This window comes from Candidatus Chlamydia sanziniae, from assembly GCF_001653975.1.
Lineage (GTDB): Bacteria > Chlamydiota > Chlamydiia > Chlamydiales > Chlamydiaceae > Chlamydia > Chlamydia sanziniae.
The window spans coordinates 638,047-662,928 of sequence record NZ_CP014639.1 but is presented as its reverse complement, the minus strand read 5'-3'; the positions used below and the strand labels follow the sequence as shown (position 1 = coordinate 662,928).

Genomic DNA, 24,882 nt, shown 5'->3' with positions numbered 1-24,882 from the left:
TTTCTTTTACTTCAACTAGCTTTGCTTTAAGCAGTGTTTAAATACTTTAGTAACAAGCTTCAATCTTTATTTAAAAAAAATGTTTCTTTAGATCTTTTAGAGTATGCTGAAAGTTTGTTTTATGAGGCAGATTTTGGAACCGAACTTACTAAAGAGCTATGTGCGCGGTTACATCAGGTAAAAAAACCAGATGAACTTACTGTAAAAAAACTGATCTCTACTTTACTTCAACAGACTATTGAAAGTTTACCTCCTGTACAGACGCTGCAATTTTTTCCTTCTCAACCTTGTGTTTCTTTAATTCTTGGGACTAATGGTTCTGGAAAAACGACGACAGTAGCGAAACTATCTCATTATTATCAGCAACGCTCACAACGAGTTCTGATTGTTGCTGCGGATACATTTCGTGCTGCAGGAATAGACCAAATTCGTGTTTGGGCAGAAAAGCTGGGTTGTGGTTTTGTCTCTGGGAAAACTGGTGGAGATGCTGCGGCAATAGCATTTGATGGCATTCAGGCAGCTTTATCACGAGGGTATTCCAGAGTACTTATTGATACTTCAGGACGTCTTCATGTCCATGGAAATTTGATGAAAGAACTTACTAAAATAGTTTCAGCTTGTGACAAAGCACTCGTAAGTGCTCCGCACGAGATACTAATGACTGTAGACACAACTTTAGGAAGCAATGTTATCGAACAGGTCCGCGTATTTCATGAGACGACGCGACTTTCTGGGATCATTCTCACTAAGGTGGATGGCTCGGCAAAAGGAGGAACGCTTTTCCGAATAGCAAAAGAACTGCAGATCCCCACGAAGTTTATTGGTTGTGGGGAATCTCTGCAAGATCTTCAAGAATTTCACTTAGACTTCTTTTTAAGAAAATTATTTGCGATTTCCTGACGAGGAGAAGATTTGCAATAAGTACCAAAACACCATAATCACATTGCAATACATCTTTAATGCCATGATCAATGAAAGTTTATAACTTAAAACACTATTGTTATCTACACTAGTGGAAATTCGTCGTATTGCTTGAGCATCAGCAGCTGTTAATCCTACAAAAATTACCAATCCGAGGTAACAGATAAGTAGATAAACAAGAGGCATAGAAATGAAAATAGAAATGATAGCAAAGACTACAGTGACTAACATAAGGCCTATAAGAGCAAACATCATAATTTTGCTTATTTTAGTTAGATCATTTTTAGTAAATGCGCCGTAGAGTGCTGCCAAGCCAAAGACTAAGGCTGCGGATCCAAAGGCAGCCCAGATGACTCCGCCCCCATATTGTATAGCATAAACTGGTAATAGGGTTCCGAAAAACATTCCTTCCAGTGCTGAGTATGCAATAAAAAGCCCCATGACAGCTGGCAGAGAAAGTTTCTGAATTTTAGCATTAATAAAAAAAGAAACCCCTAGGGTAGCAAAACACCAGATCCACCAGAAAGAAAACAAGCTTTTATAGAGCCCAGTAAAGTATAGACCTAAAGCAAAAAATGTAGTAACTGCTAATCCAGCTGTCATCCATCCATAGACTCTAGAAGCAAAAGTCCCTTGCAAGCGAGAATCTTGTATATAGTCACGATCGTATAGTCCCATAATATAACCTCCTATACCCACTGTCCATTGTAATTCAAAAATTTAATAAAATAAACTAATCTAAATAAATTCAAAACTTATAATAAAGACTCGTCACATTAATTACTATAATCAAAAGCATCAACAATAAAGTTAGCTTCCCTCCAGGAACTAGATGTTTTGTAGAATGAGGATGCTTACCATAACGCCCTCTCCAGACCATTAACATAGGGAAGAATCCAATAATCAAAGTAGCGCCGAGCCCTCCAGCATAGTTAAGACATTTGAGAACGATTCCTGGATAACATATCGCCCAAGCAAGAGGAATGATGAATGTGAAAAAAAAAATAGAAAAACGATGTGTTCGTTTATTCCATCGCAAGCTATCAGCAAGGAAATCCATAACACCTAAAGCGACTCCTACAAAAGAGGAAACTAAAGCAAAGAATCCAAAAAACTCCCCAGCAATATAAATTCCTGAAGAACTTAAGGCTTGTTTTAATGCTTCTACAGCAGTGTACCCTTGTGCCTGGGCTTCAACAAGAAAGTCTAGGGGTACACCTCCTAAGACTATCGCTTCCCATACAATATACAAAATTAAAGGTATAGCTGTTCCTATGAAAATTGCTGTTTTAACATCACGAACTTTTTTATCCATATAGTAATAGAGTGTAGGAATGATACTCTGGTATCCGAAAGCAAGGAATAAAATCGGCAAGCCATTGATCGAGGTTGTCCAATGAAAATGTGACAACAATGAAAGTTGAATTTTTCCGAATCCTATAAAACAAAAAATTCCAAATGTCACTACTAATCCAAGTATAAAAATACGATTACAATAATCTACGACAATGGTTTTTGACATAAGTATAGGGCCTATAAGCAACGCAAAACCGAGGGGACCTACATGGCGTACCCAAGAAACATTTAGATGTTTGCCACCAAAAATGCGAAACAGAATATTTCCTCCTTCACAAAAATACGCAATCAGTAAGGAATAAAATAGGAAAAGATAGGTAAGACACACCGCAATTTTTCCCACATTTCCTAAAGTATATTCCGCCATAGAAAACATATTAATTTGTTTTTTATCTTTTAACCAGGTCATAACCTCAAGAAGATAAAGTCCAGATGCCAAAGAAAAAAGCCAAGAAATACAATACAGGACAAATGCGGGTAAAAATCCCCCTTCTGCTGTTAATACAGGAACCGCGAGAACACCTGCGCCAATTGCAGTACCTGCAATAATTAAAGAACCGCCTACAATTTTATTTGACATAATTTCACCAACTAAGATTTTGCTTACAAACTTCCTTTAATCTAGAGAAATGTTTATTTAGAGAGAGAAGTTGTCCATATTAATTATGAGTTATTCCACAGTGACGGACTTAGCGAGATTTCTAGGGCAATCTATCTCCGTTCCTTTACCTAAGGCTATGGCATAAGCCATGACTTGTCCAACTATGGTGTAAAGCACAGGAGCAACAAGGATGTGACTATCGGGAACATAAATCTGTTTATCAGAAACTGCAGCAATATCCTGACGAGACTCTGGGGCAATGGCAATGACATGGGCATGACGTGCTTTAGCCTCCATAATATTGCTAACTATCTTGTCGTAAACGACGTCGTCTCCACAAAAAGCAATAACAGGAGTATTTTTACTAATCAAAGCTATAGGGCCATGCTTCATCTCCCCCCCGGGATAAGCATTTGCCTCAACATAAGCGATTTCTTTAAGCTTTAGAGCAGCTTCCATAACAACAGGGTACATAAACCGTCGGCCTAAAAACAAAAACCTCTCTTCCCTGTAATAAAAAGGAGCCCACGAGTGGAGAGTCTCATTGGTAAGAAGCTGTCTACACAACTCTGGCAAGCTTATTAGACCTCGACTATAGGAAAGTTGTTCTTCAAAAGATAACCTTCTATGTGTAGTCGCCAATTTTAAAGCGAACAGCGTGAGTAAAAGCACCTGTGATGTAAATGCCTTTGTTGATGCAACACCAATTTCAATACCAGCTTCTAGGAATAAACAGTGATCCACACCTAGAGCAATAGCAGATTCAGGAACATTACAGATTCCTAGAAGATAAGTAATATTTCTACGACGCAACTCTTTAAGAGCTGCTAATGTGTCCGCGGTTTCTCCAGATTGACTAATTAAAATGCCTAAAGTATTTTTTCCAATGTAAGCACAGCGATAACGAAATTCTGAAGCCACCTCTACATGTACGGAAATAGGAACTAGAGATTCTATAATATATTTCGCTAAATATCCTGCGTGATATGAAGAACCGCAAGCTACAATAGAAATTGCTTCAAACTTATCTAAAGGAAATTGTGATAAAAAATCAGGGCTAAGGAAGTTTTGCGTATCTAAGTACTTATGAATTAAGTTTTCAAGAACTTCGGGCTGCTCATAAATTTCTTTAAGCATGTAATAACTATAACCTTGCTTATCTATAGCATCATCAGTGGAAGTGATTTGGCGTATTTCTTTATAAATTTTTTTCAATTCAAAATTATAAATTTGAACATCTTTGCCTTTAACGATCATGGCAAGTTCTCCAGAACCTAAGGCCTGAACATTTTTTGTATGTTTAAGAAACGCCCGTGCATCCGAAGCAATGAAAGTCTCTTGCGTGCTCAAACCAAGAAGTAGAGGACTTTCTTGTGATGCACAAAGTAGGGTATCTGGGAAATCCTTATGAATTAGAGCACAGGCAACACTTCCTTTTAATTGAGATAAAGTCCAGGAAAAACTATGTAGAAGATCTTTAGAAAGATTATAGCGTTGTGCAAAAAGTTGTGCAATAACTTCAGAGTCAGTTTCTGAAGAAAATTGAATGCCTTCGGCTAGGAGAGATTGTTTTAATTCTTTAAAATTTTCAATAATTCCATTATGAACAACAGCACAAGATACGTCTTGGTCAGACTGGGGGTGGGCATTTTCCTCTGTAGGCACGCCATGAGTAGCCCAGCGTGTATGACCAATGGTTAATGAAGAGTGAATTTCTTCGTTTTGCAAAAAATTAGCTAATGTCTTTACATGACCCACTGTTCTTTTTATCACAAGTTGTGGTGGAACTGCAACAGCGAGGCCTGCGGAATCATAACCCCGATATTCTAATTTAGCCAAGCCCTCCAAAACAAGAGGGATTGCTTCTCTAGAGCCCAGATACCCAAATATTCCGCACATAATTTAACCTATTCTATGTTACCAATGCCCAGTTCTGTTTTAATAATATCCGCGAGTGTTTGAGCAAGACAATCTACTTGATGTTTTTTAAGGCCTTCGACCATAACTCGGCATATATTTTCTGTTCCTGAATATCTTAACAATATACGTCCTGAAGAACCAAGAACTTCTTGTATATCCCTCAAAGTTTTCTCAACGATTGGAAGACTGTTCAGAGGGATTTTTTCTCTTACAGAAATGTTAATCAATGCTTGAGGACTCTTTACAATTGGAGCTGTCAAATCGGATAATGTAGACTCACTTTCTATCATGATCCGCAGTACTTGCAAAGCCGAAACAATACCGTCTCCCGTAGTATTGTAGCCCAAAAAGATCATGTGTCCGCTTTGTTCCCCTCCTAGGGTAGCTCCATGTTCTAACATAGCTTGCAATACATGACGATCTCCTACTGGAGAAACAAGGACTTCTATTCCTAATTCCTCAAGATATCTTAAAACGCCAAAATTTGTCATAACTGTAGCGACAACACGGTTATGACAAAGTTCTTCTTTTTTTTTAAGATCACTCGCACATATTGCTAGTATCATATCACCATCGACAACATGTCCTTTCTCATCAACCATAATGATCCTATCTCCATCACCATCTAGAGTAATTCCGAGATGAGCTTGATGTTCTATTACAGCCTTTTGAATGAGGGTGGGAAAGAGTGTTCCGCAATTTTCATTTATATTGATCCCTGTGGGTTCACAGCCGTAACAAAAGACTTCAGCATCAAGTTCTTCAAATACTGAAGGAGCGACTTTATAAGCAGATCCATGAGCACAATCTAAAACTATTTTTAATCCTTTTAAGGTTTTTCCTTTGGGAAAGGTTGCTTTAGCAAATTCTATATAGCGTCCAAGGGCATCCATAACACGTTTACTTTTTCCAACCGCTCGGTCTTCAGGTAAAGGCCCGAAAGAAGCTTCTCTGATCATATCTTCGATACGTTGTTCTACGGCATCCGATATCTTAAAACCTTCTGAAGAAAAAATTTTAATCCCATTATCCCAATAGGGATTGTGTGATGCCGAAATCATGATTCCTGCATCTGCTCGATAAGCTCGTGTAATGAAAGCCACTCCAGGCGTTGGAATTGGGCCTAAAACGAGTGTTTCTACACCCATAGATGTCAACCCTGCAATTAAGGCATTTTCAAACATATATCCCGAGAGCCGAGTATCTTTACCAACAACAACACGATGTTTTCCTGATTTACCTTCAAGTAGGACTCCAGCTACAGCTTTTCCCAATAATAGAGTAGTTTCTACTGTCATGGGTTCAAGATTTACTCGGCCTCTCACACCATCTGTACCGAAAAGACGTTTTGCATCTTGCGACATGTTTTCCCTAAAAACCTTCCTAAAGAATTCGCATTGTTTATATAAAGAGATAAATAATAAAAAGAAAATCTTTGCCCTACATCTTAAGATTTTCTTTACCCTGATTTTTCTCCTTGAAAACTTGTATATTTTTGCTATGTTAAATCTTTCATAAGCAAGAGAGCCTACAAACCCTTTTTCTTCCAAGACTTTTAACTTTTAATAACTATAATAAATGGTCTGCGAAAATAACATTCTCTCCAGCAGAGGCATAGACTTGTTAAAAAAAAAAAATAAACCTGTTCTAACCCCTACTACCTATTCTGCCGTTGACCACAATATTCAACTCAGTGATTTTTCCCCTCAAGCACTTTCTGTGGTCAAAATGTTGCGCAAGGCGGGTCATACAGCTTATCTCGTTGGTGGTTGCATACGAGATTTGTTATTAAACACTACTCCTAAAGACTTTGATATTTCTACTTCTGCGAGACCCGAAGAAATCAAAGCTATTTTTAAAAATTGTATTTTAGTAGGGAAACGATTTCGTCTTGCACATATAAGATTTTCTAGCCAAATTATTGAAGTTTCTACATTTCGGTCTGGGAATACTGAAGAAGACTCTTTAATTACCAAAGACAATCTCTGGGGCACACCGGAAGAAGATGTTTTAAGAAGAGATTTTACAATTAATGGTTTGTTTTACGATCCTAAGGAACAAACAATTATAGATTATACCTGTGGTGTTAGTGACTTAAAAAACCTTTATTTGCGTACAATTGGCGATCCTTTTATTCGGTTTAAACAAGATCCTGTACGCATGCTTAGGCTTTTGAAAATTCTATCCCGATATCCCTTCATTGTAGAGTCCCAAACTCAAGAAGCTTTAATCACCTGCCGACACGAATTAACTAAAAGTTCACAAGTGCGAGTCTTTGAAGAACTCATCAAAATGCTTAACTCTGGGACTGCAGCTCCTTTTTTTCATTTACTTGCTGAGAATCATTTGTTGGAAATTCTTTTTCCTTATATGGACAAGGTGTTTCGCCTAAACTACGCTTTACAAGAACAAACTGTCACCTGCCTCAAGATTTTAGATAAAAAAATTCAAGCAAAAGAAGCTCGCTATGATCGCCATCAACTCATGGCAACATTTCTCTTTCCTTTAGTAAATTTTAATGTTCGTTATAAATATCAGAAGCACCCAAATTTATCTCTGACTGCAATTTTTGATTATATTAAAAATTTTTTAGAACAATTTTTTGCGGATTCCTTTACAAGCTGCTCAAAAAAAAATTTTATCCTTATAGCACTTATCTTACAAATGCAGTATCGGCTTACGCCATTAATTCCTCCGAAAAAAATTCATTTTTTCAATAAAAAACTCCTTTACCACGCGCGGTTTTTGGAAGCATTGTCACTGTTAGAAATTCGTAGTATAGTTTATCCTAAACTCGATAAAGTATGCAGTGCGTGGATACGACATTATCAAAGCATTAAAACATAAAAAAGAACTTTCCGCCTAAAAAGTAGGCACAGCATGGTTTTCTTTGACTTAACTTGTTTTCTTTATCCTTTAGGATTCATTGCCAATCTTTTTTTTGGAATGGCATTTTCCTTACAGTGGTGGCTAAGCGAAAGACGTAAGCAGGTCTACGTTCCCAGAGTATTTTGGAAGCTTTCTTTCGTAGGGGCTCTTTTGATGATAGCTCATGGTTTTATTCAAAGCCAATTTCCTGTGGTTTTGCTTCATGCTATAAATTTAGTTATTTATTTTAGGAATTTAAACATCACTTCTACTCGGAGGATTTCCTTCATACAAACCGTAGCTGTTATGGTTTTTACCATTATTCTTTCGATATTTCCTTTTCTTTTTTCTACCTACATTTTTTCTGGGACAACATGGATGGCCTTACCAAGCATCTTCCAACTTCCATTTTCTACAGTAAAATTTTATTGGCATCTTATCGGTTGTTTGGGTTTGTTATTATTCGCAAGTCGTTTCCTATTGCAATGGTGGCATATAGAATTTCGCCAAAAAGAAGGTCTTCCCGTAGCATTTTGGCAGGTGGGTTTTGTTGGTAGTTTCTTAGCCTCCATTTATTTCATCCGCATTGTAGATCCTGTGAATATCCTGAGCTATAGCTGTGGACTCTTTCCTCCCATTGCGAACTTACGCCTTCTCTACAAAGAGCAGTCTTCTCGTCCTTACACTCAAGACCATTGCTTTCTTTCTGCTGGAGAAGCTAGCGGTGATATTTTAGGAGCAAACCTCATCCATACAATAAAATCTCTTTATCCTTCCACAGTATGTTCAGGAGTAGGAGGGCCTTTAATGCGAGCTAAAGGATTTCAAGCTATCCTTTATACTGAGCAGTTCCAAGTATCTGGATTTGTTGAAGTCTTCGCTTCATTCTTCAAGTTGTTCAAAAGCTACCGGAAAATCTTAAAATTCATTCTTCAAGAAAAACCCGGAGTTGTTATCTGCATTGACTTTCCAGATTTTCATCTTTTGTTAATTAAAAAATTAAGAAAATGTGGTTATAAGGGGAAAATTATTCAGTATGTCTGCCCCAGCATTTGGGCTTGGCGTCCCAAAAGAAAACAGATATTAGAAAAATATGTTGATACTCTTCTAGTTATTCTACCCTTTGAACAAGAACTCTTCAGACACAGTCCTTTAAAGACGGTATATCTTGGTCACCCTCTTGTTGAGGAGATTACCAATTATAAACCGAATCCTCTCTGGAAAGAAGAGCTTTCTCTTATTGATCGTCCTATTATTGCTGCCTTTCCTGGCAGCCGTCGAGGAGATATTGAAAGGAATTTGCGTGTTCAAATACAAGCTTTCCTCTCATCATCACTTGCTCGAACCCACCAACTTCTGGTTTCATCCTCTTATCCTAAATACGACCCTCTTATTCGAGCAATTCTTAAAAGTGAAGCATGCGAGCATAGTGGACTAGTTCCTGCAACTTTACGTTACGAACTCATGAGAAGTTGTGATTGCGCCTTAGCAAAATGTGGAACTATAGTTTTAGAAGCAGCTCTAAATTCCGTGCCCACTATCGTTACTTGTCGGTTGAGACCTATAGATACTTTTCTTACAAAGTACGTGTTTAAAATCTTCCTGCCAGCATATTCTCTGCCCAATATTATTACGAATTCCATTATTTTCCCAGAATTCATGGGAGGAAAGGAGGATTTTCATCCCGACGAAATAGCTGTAGCGTTAGAACTTCTTATGAAAGGCAATGCTAGAGATCAGCAGCGGATTGCATGTCAAAAACTTTTTACAATTCTGCGCACAGGAATAGTTCCACTTGAAACTTGGATCCACTATTTATATCAAAATCAAGAAAGTGCATCTTCGTTGGACGAAAAAATACCGCTGATCGTAAATTAAGTATTCTGATTTCTTAGGACATTCTGCATAAAATTATTAAATTTATTTTATTACTACAATTTAATTTTCTTAAAATTGAACAACTTTGTTTATAATTGTTTATTGTTTCCTTATGCAATATAAAATTATAATAATTTAAAATTTTTCTTCAAAAAGGCGCCATTTATGGCTAGTGGTTTTACTATTCCAACTACACTTTCCTTCACAGCTTCTTCCAGAGTTTCTGTTCCCATTGTTAACCAATCAAAATCTTGTCATCAAAAAATTATTAATTTTGCGCGAAAAATTAGCATTCAACAGTTTTTTTATGGATCTAAAAGAAAGATACAAGATGTATTTAAACTCAGGGACAGAAATCCCCTCATGGCGATAGTTATCATCCTTGCTGCCATCATAGCTTTGGTACTTGCTATTCTCTTCTATCCTGTTAAGCTCTTTCTTTTTGGAGTTACCTGTTCTTGCCATTATAAGGAAGCTCCTACAACTTCTGACATTATACCAACAATATCTGACATTATACCAACAATAATAGTTCATAAAAAACCAGTGGAGGTTCCTTTAAGAATAGAACTGACTTCTGAAGAAACACAGATAGTCGATGAACTAAAAATAACCTTATTTAATCAAATTGTGAATACTGATGGAAAATTACGAACTTTTAAAATTAACATGCATCCTGACATTCTTCAGCAAGCCCCTAAACCGTGTGCATTCCTTAAAAGATTAACAGAAGCTCCTCAGGGAACCAAATGCGATTATAACGAGTTAAGGACTATCTTGCGTCGTTTAAATGTCTACGATAGAGACTGGTCAATGATTTTTCTCCCCTATTTTGAATCTCTCTCAAAAGAGGATAACAGTTTTCCTGACAAATGGACCTTTCCTATTCTTGCACACTTCCTACTTGAAGCCCTTAAAGATCCGAAAATTCCCAACGATAAAAAACGCGAAGCTACTAAGTATATTAGCCTCGCTGCTGGTTCCTGCAAACCAACTTGGGGAGAAGCAATGAGTAGAGCTCTTACCAAACTCTACAGTACATCCGCCGAAGGTGAAAATCAAATTCTTATTTGGGTTCAAGAATTTAAAGAAACCCTACTGCTTCAAGAACATGAAAATATAGCTTGTAAAGAAGAAATAGAGCTTGGCATTGATCCAAAGAGCGAAGCAACTCGTGATCAGCAATGGCATGCTATTAACGGTATGAAGGCACAATATGGCGAATCCCTAGGACTTGTTACTCACCATCTCCAAAAAAACCTACGAGCTTTAACACAACGTCAAGCTTCTCTAGAAACAGAAAAAGGAAGAACGCAGTATCGCGAACTTTATTTAAACTTTTACCATAGCTATCAACACTCTAGTTTAAATCTTATCCAAAGTGTTTACAAAGCTTTTCTAGAAGCTGAAGCACACACACAAAACGTGGTGCGTGATTATGCGCTTTCTTCTTTACAAAAATGGACTAATCTTCCCGGAACTACTGCTCATATAGAACTTTTCAATTCTTATTTGATAAATGAAGTTACTTGTGATCTTAACCAAGTAGGTATCGCTTATTTACTTTACATCCTAAACATTATTGCTCCTGAGGAGGATTCTTAGGTCCTTCTTCCAAGCTTAAATTGTTCTCTTAAAACAATGCTTTTCTCAGAGACTAGAAAATTAAGCGAATTCCTCCATTAACATCGTAAGTTATTAAATGTTCACGCCATTCATAGTTAAAACCTAAATGTGTACTTAAATAGGAGTTCCATTCTGTATCGTTACTAAATTGTGCTTTTACAGCCTTTCGAGAGACATCCATTCCCTTACCTTCCCAAGAATACGAAGCCTCAGGTAAAGTTATCATCGATTTAGGATCTTTGCGATATACATCAAATATATAAGCAATACTCAAACCATTCACCTCGGAACGTAATCCTCGAGAATAGCCATGTTCCAGAACCATACCTATAGGAATCCCAACATTTTCCAAGCGCGTCTTTTGGAAAGTTCTTACTTCTTTACCTGTTTCGTGAATCTTAGGAAGATCTATACGAATGTACTCTACCTCTATGAATGGAACTACTGTAGAGATTATTGCAGACATAAATCTACGAGGATTCACAATATAGCGATAATCTACTCTTATATCAGCGACACATCCTTGCTCTACCCAAGAAGCCGTAGAACTTCCTAATGTAGAGTAGGTAGTTGTAAGATCATTATTCAGATTACCATAGATTACCGTACCTTTAAATAACCAAGGACCAGTAAGGATGCCTGCATAAACAGAACCCAAATAACATTTCTTCTGTTCACTATGAGCCGTGTAGATCTTACTTTCAGTTTTCCCTAAAAATTGAGCAAAACACCCACCAAGTAAGAAGTCTTCTACGAGTTGAGTATCCAAGCCCATAGCATAACCGCCTGCACGATGAGTAAACCCATCGATATTTGAAATACTAGCACAATTTGAGAAAACTCCTAATACTGATCCCCAAATATTTGTTGAAAAATCTAATTCCATTCTTTGGGAAATAATATGATGCGAAAACTGTTCTTGCTTGAGAGCCTGAAGATCAACAAAATGACTCCAAAGTGTATTCAAAACTAAATCACCGTGTTTTTCAGGATTCAACCGATAACCTGTAGGTTGCCAGCCAATAACAAGCTTACCATCTTTTACCTGTGCCTCCGACCATACGCCTGTATGACCATAAGTAGATTCCGTCACTGAAGGCAATGCAACGTCTATCTTAATATCTGATAATGTAGGATCTACCACTGGGGTTGCTGTTATGCTGTCAGCAGTTTTAAATGTTAATAAAGAAATTTCTTTTTCTGTGCTTAGGAGAGCATGATTTTCATAGCCAATATTGGTAGAGTCCGCAAGTTTAAGTTCTATATTTCCTGATCCCACGATTATTCCTTTAGGAACTACAATTTCGGGAGCAGAAGGAAGGCTGGCATCAGGGCCTGGAACGAACGAAGAAAGATCTACAATCACACTGGAAATATCTACGAGGGATAGAGGTTTAGCAGCTACATCTGTTACATCTGTAGAAGCATTTGTAGACAATGCGTATCTCGAGGAAACACCTTCAACCCTAGTATCATGTTCTGGAGATTCCAAAGAAGTTTCTGAATTATTTACAGTTGTAGGCTCTGTAAGTATAGGTTCTACAACATTTTCGAAAATACGCAACACAGTTCCAGCTGATAATAGAAGAACACTACCTGCTTCTTGTTTTATTCCCCCGAGCCATAACTGAGCACCTTCTGATAGGGCCAATGTTCCCTCTTGAATAACAGCAATCTGTGGAATTTTCGATATGGCACGAGCAAACTTTACAGCACCCTCATGATGCAGGGAATCCTTGCCTATAGGTTTAACATTAAAAATTAACGATGGGTTATCTAAAGGATTACTTTCACCAGAAACTATATCACGAATATGTAGGTTCTCGCAATCAATCGCATCACGGAAAATTAAATTTGTACCAGTTGCTGCTGAAAGCTCACTAATTTTGGAATTTTTTCCAAACAAATAAATCGCATCAGAATTACCGTCAAAATTAGTATTCCCTTCAAAGATAACATCACCTCCAAAGGCTTCTAAAATTACAACTCCTTTTTCTGCAATACCAATTGCAGCACCTCGAGAAGCTTTGTTATTGTAAAACACGACAATTCCATCATTCTGTGCAATCTTTAAATTTTGCGTATAGATTGCGCCACCACCACAATGATTTCCTTGTTCAAAATTCGACAATAACGTGCTATTGCCCACAAAAAAGACATCCCCTCTATTGCCAGTCATGGTTAAGGAAGCTTCTTCGTTATTATCATCCAAAGATCCTACAAAAATAGCACCACCAAAAGCATTACTACGATTGCCTATGAAGATTAAATCATTGATGTTATTCTTGATATCTACAGCAGTTTTGGCAAAAACAGCTCCCCCTCCATAACGTTTTCTTTGAGAACCAATCTGACTGTCTTGCAACACATCGCCAAAAAGTATGTTGTCTTTAAATTCAATTTTCCCTGTATTTTCAGAGATAAGAACAGCACCTTTGGGAGCCGCTATAGCTCCTCCACCATATTGGGTTTTATTGTTTGAGAAGACAATAGAAAAATGATTTTTTACAATATTTACTGCATTGTTCATAGCGCAAATTGCACCACCCAAACAACTTGATCCATTGGAGGCAAATTCCACCACAGCATTGCCTTCAATATACACATCTTTTGCTAAAATCGCACCTCCTGAATCTTCAATACCTGGGGTCACATTATCCTTAAAAATAATAGCCCGATTATTCTGTATTTTAACCCCATCAACAGCAAGAAGAGCTCCTCCTCCGACAACTGCCGTTACATTGGGTATAGAGAGTTTCGCGCCTCCCCCTATATTTTTAGAAAATAAAAGAGTACCTTCATTGTGCGTGATATCGATTTGGTGACCGAGGATTGCTCCCCCGCCTCGGATATCTAATAAAGAAGATAGTTCTGTTTGTATAACTTCAGGCTCCACTTGGGGAGCCTCTTCTTCAGCAACAGCATGAATGTAAAAAGGGCCTCTAGAATCCCGAAGAAATAATAAAGAAGCCACATTTTCAGGTGATACATTATCATGAGAAGCCTCGCCATCCTTTGGATTCAGTTGATGATTATCTGGTGCGACTGAAACATCTTCTGGATTTGGAATAATTTTAGGTGCTGGAGGAAGTTCTCGGGCAAGGGCTTGACCGCAATTTCTTATAAAAGAAATATCTCCATTATTATTTGAAATTATCACCTTATTGGTGACAAAAATTGCACCGCCACCAACAAATTCTCCTACCCAAGTATCGCTACCCCCTATGTTTTCAGTAAAAGTAATTTCCCCACTATTACGAGCCAAAAGAACATTATCTGTCCATAGACCTCCACCACCTGCATAACTTTCTACAGTCGTCATTAATTCAAGTGAAAAAGCTGCCTGGTTATTAAGGAAAGTTATCGCACCTGTATTATCACAGATTTCAATGTTCGCTGAACCTGTAGCAATAGATTCTTGTTTGGCTTTTTCGGATTGAGGTACAATTCCACAATAAATAGCCCCTCCTCGTTTATGTGTCTGATTATCCTCAAACACAACACTGCCAAAATTACTGCCAATTTGAGCTTTATTTTTCACACTGAAGGCACCGCCAAACAATGCCGCCGTATTATGCTTAAATACTGCCTCATTGACAGTTTCAGATAATACAATCTCGTTAGCTAGAATAGCACCGCCATAACTTTTGGATGTATTGTTAACACAATGAATATCAGCATTATTTTTCAATAGAACAGCTTGTTTTGCTGCACAAGCTCCTCCTCCAAGAAAATCGGTAGCTATTTCTTTTACCTCAACTATCGCCTCGTTTCCAGACAATTTCAAAGAACCAACGTTTCTGAGAAATTTTATATTACCTTCTGAAGATATAGCTCCTCCAGATAAGGCACGATTACCTTCCCAGGTAACTACACCTTCATTACTATCGCAAATAAATTCTCTACAAGCAATCGCTCCACCATTTGCATTTCGTGCACTATTGGATTCCATTAAAATAGAACCCACATTTCCTATCATTAAAAGCTTGCCATCAGAAATGGTAGATGTTCCTTCAGCATTCCCACAAGCATTCAAAGCTCCACCACCTTGCATAAAATCTGTAAGAGTATTTAGAGGAACAAGAGTTGAATCACTTTTACACGCAGTGAAAACTATATTTCCACATTTCTTCAACATGATATTCTGCCCAGCGACTGCTCCAGCATGTTCTAAAGATTCGCACATATTGAAACACAAGCCATTAGTAAGATTTTTAAAAATAACATCCGCATCAGAATAAATCGCTGCGCCTGCTTTAGAAGCTTTAAGATTTTTGAAAATTAAAGCTGCCTTAGGACCAATACCTGAAAACATAATGCCAGGGCCAGAAGATTGTTGAGGCTGGTCAATAGATACCGCTTTATTTTTGTAACAAAAAGCCAATCCTTGCGACACATCTGTAAAAAGATTTTTTGCAGCAGCATTGCTATCAACAGGCTTTGGAGTCTCTTTTATTATCTTTGCGTCTTGGTGAGGCTGCGTATTGCTATTTGTATCTTCTGAAACTTCCTTATTAGAAGAAGGCTCTTTGGGAGGCTCTTGTTTTTCTCCTTCTGTTTCTTCTTTATCCTTATCCTTCTCAGAATCCTTCTCAGAATTGATAGGAGCTTCAGAGTCAGAAGAAGGCTGAGAATCGACTGTGGGTTGAATTTCAAGAATGGGTGTAGTGTCCTTATGACTTTGTGTATCTACGTCTGACCAGCTAAGCTCATCCTTTAGCGTGTAAAGAGTAGGTTCATTTGTCAAATGTTGAAACTCAGCCAAAGAAGAAGAAGTCGTTAAATCAAGATTTATACCTGAACTACCCTGAGTAAGTGCTGTTATCGAGTAGTTAGAGTCTTCCTCCTCTTTCAGATCTAGCTCCAAAATAGTTTCAGTAACTAAGGATGGCTCTTCAGACGAAAGCGAAGGATGTTCGACAAGTAAGTCTAAACTTGTTTCAGAACCACAGGCACGATATCCATGAACAGCTATACCTGCTGATGCTAATATCGCCACAACTACAGAATAAGAAAATGAGGACTTATGAAATCGTACTATTTTTTTCGCAACCATTGTCAACCTAAACCCAAAAGGTGTTTATAATTTTAATTGTGCAAAAAATGTATCACCATTAACAAGATCCAGTCAATAAAGAAAAGGCTACATAACAATTAGAGACATTTATTATGTTAAGTTAGCAAAAATACCTTTACATACACGTGCCTGAGCAAGATCTATAGATCCTAAAATTCCATGAAATAAAGATTGTCCACAGGCTTTACCATGACATTTAATTACGAGTTTAGAAAGTCCACACACCATAGATCCTGGGTAAAAAGTATAATCTAATTGATGTTGAATGTCGGTTTCAATTTTGTCTCCTAAAATATGACGCAAAAAATCAAAAACACCTTCTACTGTTTTAAGAAAAATATTTCCTGTAAAGCCATCCGTAACTATTACATCTGCATGACCTCTAAATACAGAGCTACTTTCTATATTACCTAAAAAAGCGTCTCCAAAAGTTTCACGTAGCATATGGAAGATTTGACGATGAGCTTCTGTACCTTTACGCTCTTCTGAACCAATATTAAGCAATCCAATTGTAATCTGTCCTGTTCTACCGAGACAATGCCTATAGGCTATGCCCATACGAGCAAAATCAATCATTTCTTCGGGTTTTACAGAAATATTTGCTCCCACATCTAAAATTACTACCTCACCTACCATTGTGGGGACACTCACGAGAAGGGCAGGACGCAGTATTGTGGGGAAGAGAGGAATTTTAGCTCGAGCTAAAGTAATCAATGCTCCTGTATTTCCAGTAGAAATAAAGGCATCAATTTCATCCATTTGTAGGTAATCCAAACCTAAAGCCATTGAGGAAGACTTCTTGCGAATTGCTGCCAAAGGAGAGTCTTCCATAGAAACAAAACTACTTGCAGCTACAATTTTTGGGAACTCATTCATTGGGAATCTCTCTGCTATCTCTTCTTGGACATCTTGAGAAGCAAACGCAGTAAAAACTAACTCCTGATTAGGAGCCTGAGATCTAAGCACATCAACTAGCACCTCCCAAACAACAAGAGGAGAATGATCTCCACCCATTAGATCTAAGCCAATGCGCACTTTCATAATAATTTAGATTACTTAAATTATGTTTAATTTCTTTCCATAGTCATAACGACTTTGCCATTATAAAAGCCACAAGAAGCACATACAGTGTGAGGAAGAAACATCTGTTTGCAATTGTTACATATAGCTCCATTACGAGTTTTTTTTGCATGATGATTTCTGCGAATATTTTTTCTTGCATTACTATGTCGATTGCGTGGTACTGCCATGTTTTCACCTTGTATAAATGCTCAAAAAGAGCGCTCTTTTGTTAAATTATGAGTCATTCGTTTTTTCTAGACATGCCGCTTCAGTACATTCCAAAATTTTATTTTTGAAAAGAAACTGCTGTCAAATCCGTAATTTACAATTTCATACCTATAGGGCTTTGTTCCTAATGGTAAATGCTCATACTTAGGCATTTTAGATACAACAAATATTTAATTTTAAATTACATCCAAATATTTTCATTTAAAAACTTTCTCACTTAGAGTGAAAGCTTATTTTGGATTAGAAAAATAGCTTAGCAAAGATGAGGATTATAGAAAACAAAGACCTATTTTTAAATCTAGTTGAGAAATCAAACTAAAATAACCTTTTTCTTTTTAAAAGAAATCAATAAACCATTTCTGTAGAATTTTTTACCTATTTTTTTTATAATCATTAACGTAACTTATCTTGCGAGTAGTAAAAATTTAAACTCCTAAAGACCCGCCTTCCCTATCAAAACAAAACAGTTTGCGGATACGGTACTGGCATAAGGAAGACCATGGAAAATGACATTTTATTAAACATAGAATCTAAAGAAATTCGTTACGCCCATTTAAAAAACGGTCAGCTTTTTGATCTCATTATTGAACGAAAGAAAATTCGTCAGCTTAAAGGTAATATTTATCGTGGTCGTGTTACAAATATTTTAAGAAATATTCAGTCTGCATTTATTAACATTGATGAAAGAGAAAATGGATTTATTCATATTTCAGATATTTTAGAAAACTCTAAGAAATTTGAGCAAATGTTTGATATGGATTTTGATATACCGATCGACGAAATTCATCAAGAAACAGCGCCTATTGAAGAGCTCCTAAAACTAGATAGCCCAGTTCTAGTGCAGGTAGTTAAAGAACCGATTGGGAATAAAGGAGCTCGTTTAACATCAAATATTTCTATTCCTGGGCGTTACTTAGTTCTTTTGCCTAATTCTCCTCATCGCGGTGTCTCTCGAAAAATTGAGGATCCCTCCATGCGAGAGCAATTGAAACAGCTGATTCGTTCTTTTGAAATGCCTCAAGACATGGGGTTGATTTGTCGCACAGCGAGTACATTAGCTTCTACGGATGCTTTAATTAATGAAGCTCACGACTTACTGCTTACTTGGAAAAGTATTTTAGAAAAATTCTATTCCACGGATCAACCTTGTTTGCTTTATGCGGAGACTGATATTTTAAAAAAGGCTGTAATTACTTGTATTGATAAAAATTACAAACGTTTGTTGATAGATGACTATGCGACTTATCAGAAATGCAAGCGTATGTTAAAAAAATATGCCCCTGACACTTCGGTAAAAATTGAATATTACCGTGATTCGATTCCTATGTTTGAACGTTTTAACATAGAAAAAGAGATTGATAAGGCAACTAAAAGAAAAATTTGGCTTTCCAGTGGGGGGTATTTATTTTTTGATAAAACAGAAGCGATGTATACTATTGATGTCAATTCTGGAAGAAGCACTCAAATAGAGAGTGGTGTAGAAGAAACTCTTGTACAAATTAATTTAGAAGCTACGGAAGAAATTGCTCGGCAATTGCGTTTACGTAATGTAGGAGGTTTGGTGATTATTGATTTCATTGATATGAAATCACGAAAGAGTCAGCGACGTGTTCTAGAACGTTTAAAAGAACATATGAAATATGATGCCGCTCGTTGTACTGTTTTAAGTATGAGTGAGTTTGGTCTTGTTGAGATGACTCGTCAAAGAAATCGCGAATCTTTAATGCAAACCTTATTTACTACTTGTCCGTATTGCAGTGGGAATGCGATTATTAAGACTCCGGAAAGTACTATTATTGAAATTGAACGTGATTTAAAGAAAGTTATTAATCATAAAGAGCACTTACACCTCTATTTAGTAGTGCATCCTGAAATTGCTAACTACATGAAGTTAGAAGGAAATGATGACGAATTGATTCATTTAGCTAAGCAATTAAAAGCTAAACTTCAGATCGACACCGTAGATTCTCTTCATTTAAATCGTTACCAGTTCTTTTCACTAATTACAGGGGAAAGTATAGACTTGTAGGCAGTGTTATGCATTTTTCAACCTATCTACAGCAAGCTCTCAATGGGCAATGTCTCCCAGAACCTTTATATCAAAAATTTTGTGTTTTTCATCAAAATTACATTGATGCGGCAACAAAAAAGTGTTCTGTTCCTCGAGCAGAAGCTTTATGTTTACAGTGGTTAAAGGTAATTCTTGATGATTTAAAAAATCCTTTTATTTTCCCTGCTTATCATAGGAAGATCCGTTCACCTATAGATTTATTTACTCTCAGCATTGATTTTTTTTCTGTGGTTATTGATGACGATCATTCCCGCGTTTTAAATATTGATCGGTTTAATGAGATTCAGAAGTATCTCTCCCGAGGAGACAATGTGATATTGTTAGCTAATCATCAAACGGAGTGCGACCCTCATCTCATGTATTGCATTCTTGGGCAAACCTATCCAGAACTCATGGAAAAGATTATTTTTATTGCTGGAGATCGTGTGACTTCGGATCCTTTAGCTCGGCCTTTTAGCATGGGGTGTGACTTATTGCGCATATATTCTAAACGTCATATTAATACACCTCCTGAGCTTCGAGAAGGGAAATTACATCATAATCAAAAAAGCATGAAAATTCTAAAGACTCTGCTACATGAGGGCGCAAAATTGATTTATGTTGCTCCTTCAGGAGGTAGGGATAGAAAGAATCAGGCTGGAGAACTTTTTCCTGCAGAATTTGATCCCGAAAGTATAGAAATGTTTCGTCTCTTAGCAAAATCTTCAGGTCAAGTTACACATTTTTATCCTTTTGCTTTAAAAACATATGATATTCTTCCCCCACCTCCTAAAATTGAGGAAACAATTGGGGAAGAACGCGTGATTTTTTTTGCTCCTGTATTCTTTAATATTGGAAACGAATTAGATTTAAATCAGTTATATTCAAAAGATGATGTTAGTTATGACAAGCACCAGCAACGAGTATTGAGGGCAAAAAAAATTTTTTCTATTGTAAAGGAGTTGTATGAAGAGTTTTAGAATGCGATGGAAAAATTGGTCTCCGATTGTAATTTTATTCTCCCTACTGGTACCATCATGCAAGCAACAGTCTCAAGTTATTTCTGATCAATGTCCTTTACAAGTTCTTACTCCTGCAACGTCAAATCAAAAAATTGCCAAGATCATTTGTAATAATGGTCTTCCTCTTGTCATTATTTCAAATCCTAACTTACCTGTAGCGGGAGCCTCTATACTTGTAAAAACAGGGAACAGTAGCGATCCTACAGAGTATCCTGGAATGGCGCACTTTACAGAGCACTGTGTCTTTCTCGGAAATAAAAAATATCCTAAAGTTTCTGGGTTTCCTAAGTTTTTGAGCAATCATAATGGGACCTATAATGCCTTTACCTCTTCATCTAGAACAACTTATATATTTTCTGTGGAACGTTCAGCATTTTCGGAGGCAGTGGATCAATTTGTTCACTTGTTTATCCAGCCTTTATTTCGCCAGGAAGATTTAGATAGAGAAAAGTATGCTGTAGATCAAGAATTTGCCGCACACCCTCTTTCTGATGAAAGACGGGTACAACGCATTCAGCAACTTATGTCTCCTAAGGAGCATCCTTTAGCACGTTTTGGCTGTGGCAATGCTACGACTTTGACTCCTGTGACTACAAAAAACATGTCTGAATGGTTTTATCTTCACTACTCTCCAGAAAATATGTGTGCGATTGCCTATACTCCTGATCCCTTACCTCAAGCTATACGACAGTTATCTAAAGTATTCTCTCGAATTCCTAAATCCAAGTGTTATCAAGCTCACAATCCCTGGATTTCTCCGCATAACACTTCTTCATTAAAGAATATTTATATCAATCAAGCTGTCCAACCTGTCTCTAGTTTAGAAATCTATTGGCATTTCTATAATACACCGCTTAAGATTTCGTTAGGGTGTTATGAAGCTCTTGCTCATATTCTCAAATACGAGGGGGAACACAGCTTAGTCTCGTTATTAAAAAAAGAAGAACTCATCACTAAACTCGATGTAGAGTTTCATAAGAGTTCTTCCGATACAGCAGAATTGTATATTTACTATGAACTTACAGAAAAGGGTGATCAGGACTATTCTGAAGTAATTTTCCGTACTTTCCAATATTTCCATTATATCCAAACAAAAGGCATTCCCGATTACTGTCTTGAAGAACTTTCTAAGATGAATGCTTTAGATTATTGCTATAGTTCTAAAAGCCAACTTTTTGATTTACTTAAAAAACAAATTTCAATTTTAGCAGATGAAGATCTTGCAACCTACCCCTACTATTCTTTAGTATATCCTAAATATTCTATAGAAGAAGAAGCTCATCTTCTTAGTATTGTTTCAGATCCTGAGCAAGCGCATTTTGTTTTATCTACGAAGAATCCTTTGCATTGGGAAAGAACAAGAGAACATTATGATGCTATTTTTGATATGACGTATTACGATAAGCCTTTAGCGAATTTTGAGCAGTGTAAACAAGCAATACCAGAATCTACTATGGCTCTTCCTCAGCCTAATCTTTTTATTCCTAAAGATATTGTCCTTCCTAAAGTTCCTATAGGAGAAAAAAGCAAATTTCCTTTTATGCCTATTCTAAGCTATGAAAATGACAAGCTAACAGTATATCATTGTGAAGATGTTTATTATACAGCGCCGAAATTTTCTAGCCAAGTACGCATACGCTCTCCTCAGATTTCTAGGGAAGAGCTTTCCTCTTTAGTAGTTGCAGAGCTTTATTGTTTAGCTATAAATGAAAAATTACTGGAAAACTATTATCCAGCGACTATGGCAGGGCTCTCTTTCTCTTTAGCATTAGGAGGTGAGGGCATTGACTTAAAAGTTTGTGGGTATACAGCAACTGGTCCTACTTTGCTTAAGTCGATACTATCTTTACTGCCTCAATTTTCGGTAACACAATCCCATTTTAACATTTATAAGAAACAGCTCTTAGAACACTACAAGCAGATGTCTACGGCTTGTCCTGTACGTGCTGGTCTTGATGAATTACTCTCCTGCGTAGTCCAAGGAGTGTATTCTCATATGCAAAAATTGTCTGTTCTTGAAGAGTTATCTTTCTCTCAATTTCAAAGTTTAACATCTACGTTATTTGACAATGTACATATCGAAGCAATGTCACTTGGAAATTTTTCCGATGATGAGAAAAAAAATTATATCACTGCGCTTCAAGATTTTGTTATTTCACGCTCTGCTTATATTACACAACCTTTTTATTACAAACTAAACCCTAGCAAAGTTTCTTCTATTGATTATGACTATCCCTTAACAGCAAATGGTATGTTACTCTTACTCCAAGATGAATGTTCACCTTCTTTGGAGGGACGAGTTGCTGCAGAGATGCTCTTTAACTGGCTACACCACATTACCTTTGAACAATTACGAACTCAAGAGCAATTGGGTTATATGGTAGGGGCTCGATATCGAGAGCTTGCTTTAAGGCCTTTTGGATTTCTTTATATTCGGTCTGATACCTATTCTCCTGAGGAATTACTTTCTAAGACTCAGGTCTTTCTTAAAGACGTTGCTAATGCCCCTGAAAAATTTGGAATGTCTGAGAAGTATTTTGAGGGTATGCGTAAAGCATATATTAGCAAAATCCGTGAACCGGAACACTCTTTAGACGCGATGAATTCAATCTTATTTTCGTTAGCTTTTGAGTATCCTTCTACACAACTAAATTCTCCCAATGAAAAAATTGCTGCTGCTGAAACCTTGACTTACGAAGACTTCGTGAAATATTGTTGTGCTTTTCTAACGGAGAAACTAGGCCAGGAGACTCCTGTGTGCATACGTGGCTGTCCATCTATCTAAAGAAGCAATAGACGAATTCAGGAATATTTCTTAGCAACCAAAATATTGTCAAAGCGATAATTGAGGGAACCAAGGCTGCTAAGAATAATGATCCGAAATGGATTGATGACATTCTAAAGGCAGGTTTGAGGATAAGATAGCCTATGATGTTTGGGATATTTGAGACTAAGGTTAATCCTCCTGCTGCCATGCAGCCTGTGATAACAAGATAAAGGTAGCAATCTGTTGCAACGGGTAGGTTGTGTACTAAGTAATTTACTAAAGCGTTATCTAAAAATATAGAAAGCCCATATGAGGTGAGCATATAACCGAAATCAGACATCCCCTGCATAAGGTTGAGGACCCACCATTCTTGTAGATCCCCAAAAATCACTAGTCCTGCGTAAAAAAGACCAACAAAGCATACTTTAGGGATATTGATTGGTTCTTGATAAAAAATTGTGAATCTTCGAAATCCCAAGTAAAACAGTAGAATAGTTGTCATAAATAAAGGATTGGATCGTGATAATAAAATTGCGCTTACTAAAATGATATGAGTACAGATAATCCACCAAGGAATCCGATCTTTGATAAGATGTTTGATATTTGGGATTTCTGGAAATTTATCGAATTCTTTACGAAAAATTAGGTAATAGACCGCGGTAGCAACAAGAATAGCAATGATAGCTTTCCAAGAAAAATATTGTAAGAGAAAGGAACACTTCCATTTTATGGAAGGTAAAATGATGAAGAGGGCTCGTGAAGACATTGAACTTGTTAAGCCTCCAATAGAAATATTAGAAAAAAGTAATCCCATTGTGGCATAAGCAAAACGACGTGAAGGAGAAAATATATAAAAATGGCGCATAAGCAAGGTAGCACCAATAATCATTGCTCCGGTTTCTTTTAGCAATGCTGAGAGGAGTGGCGTAGCAATCATTAAAGTCCACCACCATGATTTTGGCGAGGTACGTCCTATCTTGGCAATTGTAGAAAGTAACCGTTCTGCAAGATATACTATGGGTCGAGATTCTAAAAGAACAAGAATAACCATGACGAATACTGCGAAGCTATAATTTCTGCTATTAAAATAGGCTAAGGTAATTCTATATCCTTCTGTATAGAGAAACCAACAAAAGAGTGGTACAGACCAAAGGCAAAAAACAATTTCTACTTTACTTACGAGACGATAGAACTCTGAAATAGGAGCGTAGTGTTTCCAGAACTCTGGGACCACCAATTTTTTATGTTCGTAAGATTGGCAGAGCCGATGTAACCACGGAGTTAAAAATGTGTGGAATATAGAGCAAAAAAAGAGGGCAGTAGCTCCTATTTTTAAAGATGTTGAGTAGGGAGGCAAAATCATGAAAAACCTTCAAAAGCTAGAGCATTATTCAAACAGAGTTCGCTAATTGTTTTACAAAACTCCTGATTCTTCTTCAAGAATGTGTATGAGTATTTAGGAAAGGAATTGTAAAAAAAAAAATATTTCTATAAGTAGGGAAGTAA

The 24,882-nt window shown here is 37.0% G+C and carries 15 protein-coding genes; 7 read left to right on the top strand and 8 right to left on the bottom strand.

Annotation, left to right across the window (positions count from 1 at the left end; translation table 11 throughout):
* Positions 1-33 precede the first annotated feature (33 nt).
* Positions 34-900 (top strand): signal recognition particle-docking protein FtsY, encoded by an 867-nt coding sequence (ftsY, locus tag Cs308_RS02865; protein WP_066482346.1) that lies wholly within the window; start codon positions 34-36, stop codon positions 898-900.
* Here the strand turns inward: ftsY and Cs308_RS02860 are convergent.
* The 4 genes from Cs308_RS02860 to glmM form a co-directional block, all read right to left on the bottom strand.
* Positions 883-1,599 carry a Bax inhibitor-1/YccA family protein gene (locus Cs308_RS02860; RefSeq protein WP_066482345.1) on the bottom strand — a complete coding sequence of 239 codons (717 nt, stop codon included), beginning with the start codon at positions 1,597-1,599 and terminating at the stop codon, positions 883-885. The genes ftsY and Cs308_RS02860 overlap by 18 nt on opposite strands.
* Before the next feature lie 70 nt (positions 1,600-1,669).
* Positions 1,670-2,857: an aromatic amino acid transport family protein gene (locus Cs308_RS02855; RefSeq protein ID WP_066482341.1), complete on the bottom strand. Its 1,188-nt coding sequence runs from the start codon at positions 2,855-2,857 to the stop codon at positions 1,670-1,672.
* Positions 2,858-2,947: 90 nt separating this feature from the next.
* Entirely contained in the window at positions 2,948-4,777 is a 1,830-nt protein-coding gene (glmS, locus tag Cs308_RS02850) for a glutamine--fructose-6-phosphate transaminase (isomerizing) (RefSeq protein WP_066482339.1), read from the bottom strand.
* A gap of 8 nt (positions 4,778-4,785) precedes the next feature.
* The gene (gene glmM / locus Cs308_RS02845) at positions 4,786-6,162 is read right to left on the bottom strand and encodes a phosphoglucosamine mutase (protein ID WP_066482337.1); all 1,377 of its coding nucleotides are present in this window, start codon (positions 6,160-6,162) and stop codon (positions 4,786-4,788) included.
* Positions 6,163-6,376: 214 nt separating this feature from the next.
* Here glmM and pcnB point away from each other — a divergent pair, with 214 nt between their 5' ends.
* The 3 genes from pcnB to Cs308_RS02830 all read left to right on the top strand — a co-directional run bounded on the left by pcnB (position 6,377) and on the right by Cs308_RS02830 (position 11,149).
* A complete protein-coding gene (pcnB, locus tag Cs308_RS02840; protein WP_066482334.1) occupies positions 6,377-7,645 on the top strand; it encodes a polynucleotide adenylyltransferase PcnB in 1,269 nt (422 codons plus the stop codon).
* Positions 7,646-7,678: 33 nt separating this feature from the next.
* Complete coding sequence (gene lpxB / locus Cs308_RS02835) at positions 7,679-9,544, top strand: lipid-A-disaccharide synthase (protein WP_066482332.1); 1,866 nt, start codon at positions 7,679-7,681, stop codon at positions 9,542-9,544.
* A 165-nt stretch (positions 9,545-9,709) separates the two neighbouring features.
* Complete coding sequence (locus tag Cs308_RS02830) at positions 9,710-11,149, top strand: DUF1548 domain-containing protein (RefSeq protein WP_066482329.1); 1,440 nt, start codon at positions 9,710-9,712, stop codon at positions 11,147-11,149.
* Between the two features lie 52 nt (positions 11,150-11,201).
* On the opposite strand, the gene Cs308_RS02825 is transcribed toward Cs308_RS02830, so the two are convergent.
* The 3 genes from Cs308_RS02825 to rpmF all read right to left on the bottom strand — a co-directional run bounded on the left by Cs308_RS02825 (position 11,202) and on the right by rpmF (position 17,497).
* Positions 11,202-16,226, bottom strand: coding sequence for an autotransporter domain-containing protein (locus tag Cs308_RS02825; protein WP_066482326.1), 5,025 nt, complete (start codon positions 16,224-16,226; stop codon positions 11,202-11,204).
* 111 nt (positions 16,227-16,337) lie between these two features.
* Positions 16,338-17,288, bottom strand: coding sequence for a phosphate acyltransferase PlsX (gene plsX / locus Cs308_RS02820; RefSeq protein WP_066482324.1), 951 nt, complete (start codon positions 17,286-17,288; stop codon positions 16,338-16,340).
* A gap of 26 nt (positions 17,289-17,314) precedes the next feature.
* Positions 17,315-17,497: a 50S ribosomal protein L32 gene (gene rpmF, locus Cs308_RS04985; RefSeq protein WP_082905009.1), complete on the bottom strand. Its 183-nt coding sequence runs from the start codon at positions 17,495-17,497 to the stop codon at positions 17,315-17,317.
* Between the two features lie 539 nt (positions 17,498-18,036).
* Here rpmF and Cs308_RS02815 point away from each other — a divergent pair.
* Genes Cs308_RS02815 through Cs308_RS02805 form a run of 3 tightly spaced genes read left to right on the top strand, consistent with a single transcriptional unit; the run spans position 18,037 to position 23,394 of the window.
* The gene (locus tag Cs308_RS02815) at positions 18,037-19,566 is read left to right on the top strand and encodes an Rne/Rng family ribonuclease (RefSeq protein WP_066482321.1); all 1,530 of its coding nucleotides are present in this window, start codon (positions 18,037-18,039) and stop codon (positions 19,564-19,566) included.
* 8 nt (positions 19,567-19,574) lie between these two features.
* Complete coding sequence (locus tag Cs308_RS02810; protein WP_066482319.1) at positions 19,575-20,567, top strand: 1-acyl-sn-glycerol-3-phosphate acyltransferase; 993 nt, start codon at positions 19,575-19,577, stop codon at positions 20,565-20,567.
* A gap of 1 nt (position 20,568) precedes the next feature.
* Complete coding sequence (locus Cs308_RS02805) at positions 20,569-23,394, top strand: insulinase family protein (RefSeq protein WP_066483405.1); 2,826 nt, start codon at positions 20,569-20,571, stop codon at positions 23,392-23,394.
* Here Cs308_RS02805 and Cs308_RS02800 read toward each other — a convergent pair.
* Complete coding sequence (locus Cs308_RS02800) at positions 23,387-24,739, bottom strand: putative Na+/H+ antiporter (RefSeq protein ID WP_066482317.1); 1,353 nt, start codon at positions 24,737-24,739, stop codon at positions 23,387-23,389. The two genes, Cs308_RS02805 and Cs308_RS02800, sit on opposite strands and share 8 nt — an antisense overlap.
* Positions 24,740-24,882: the final 143 nt, after the last annotated feature.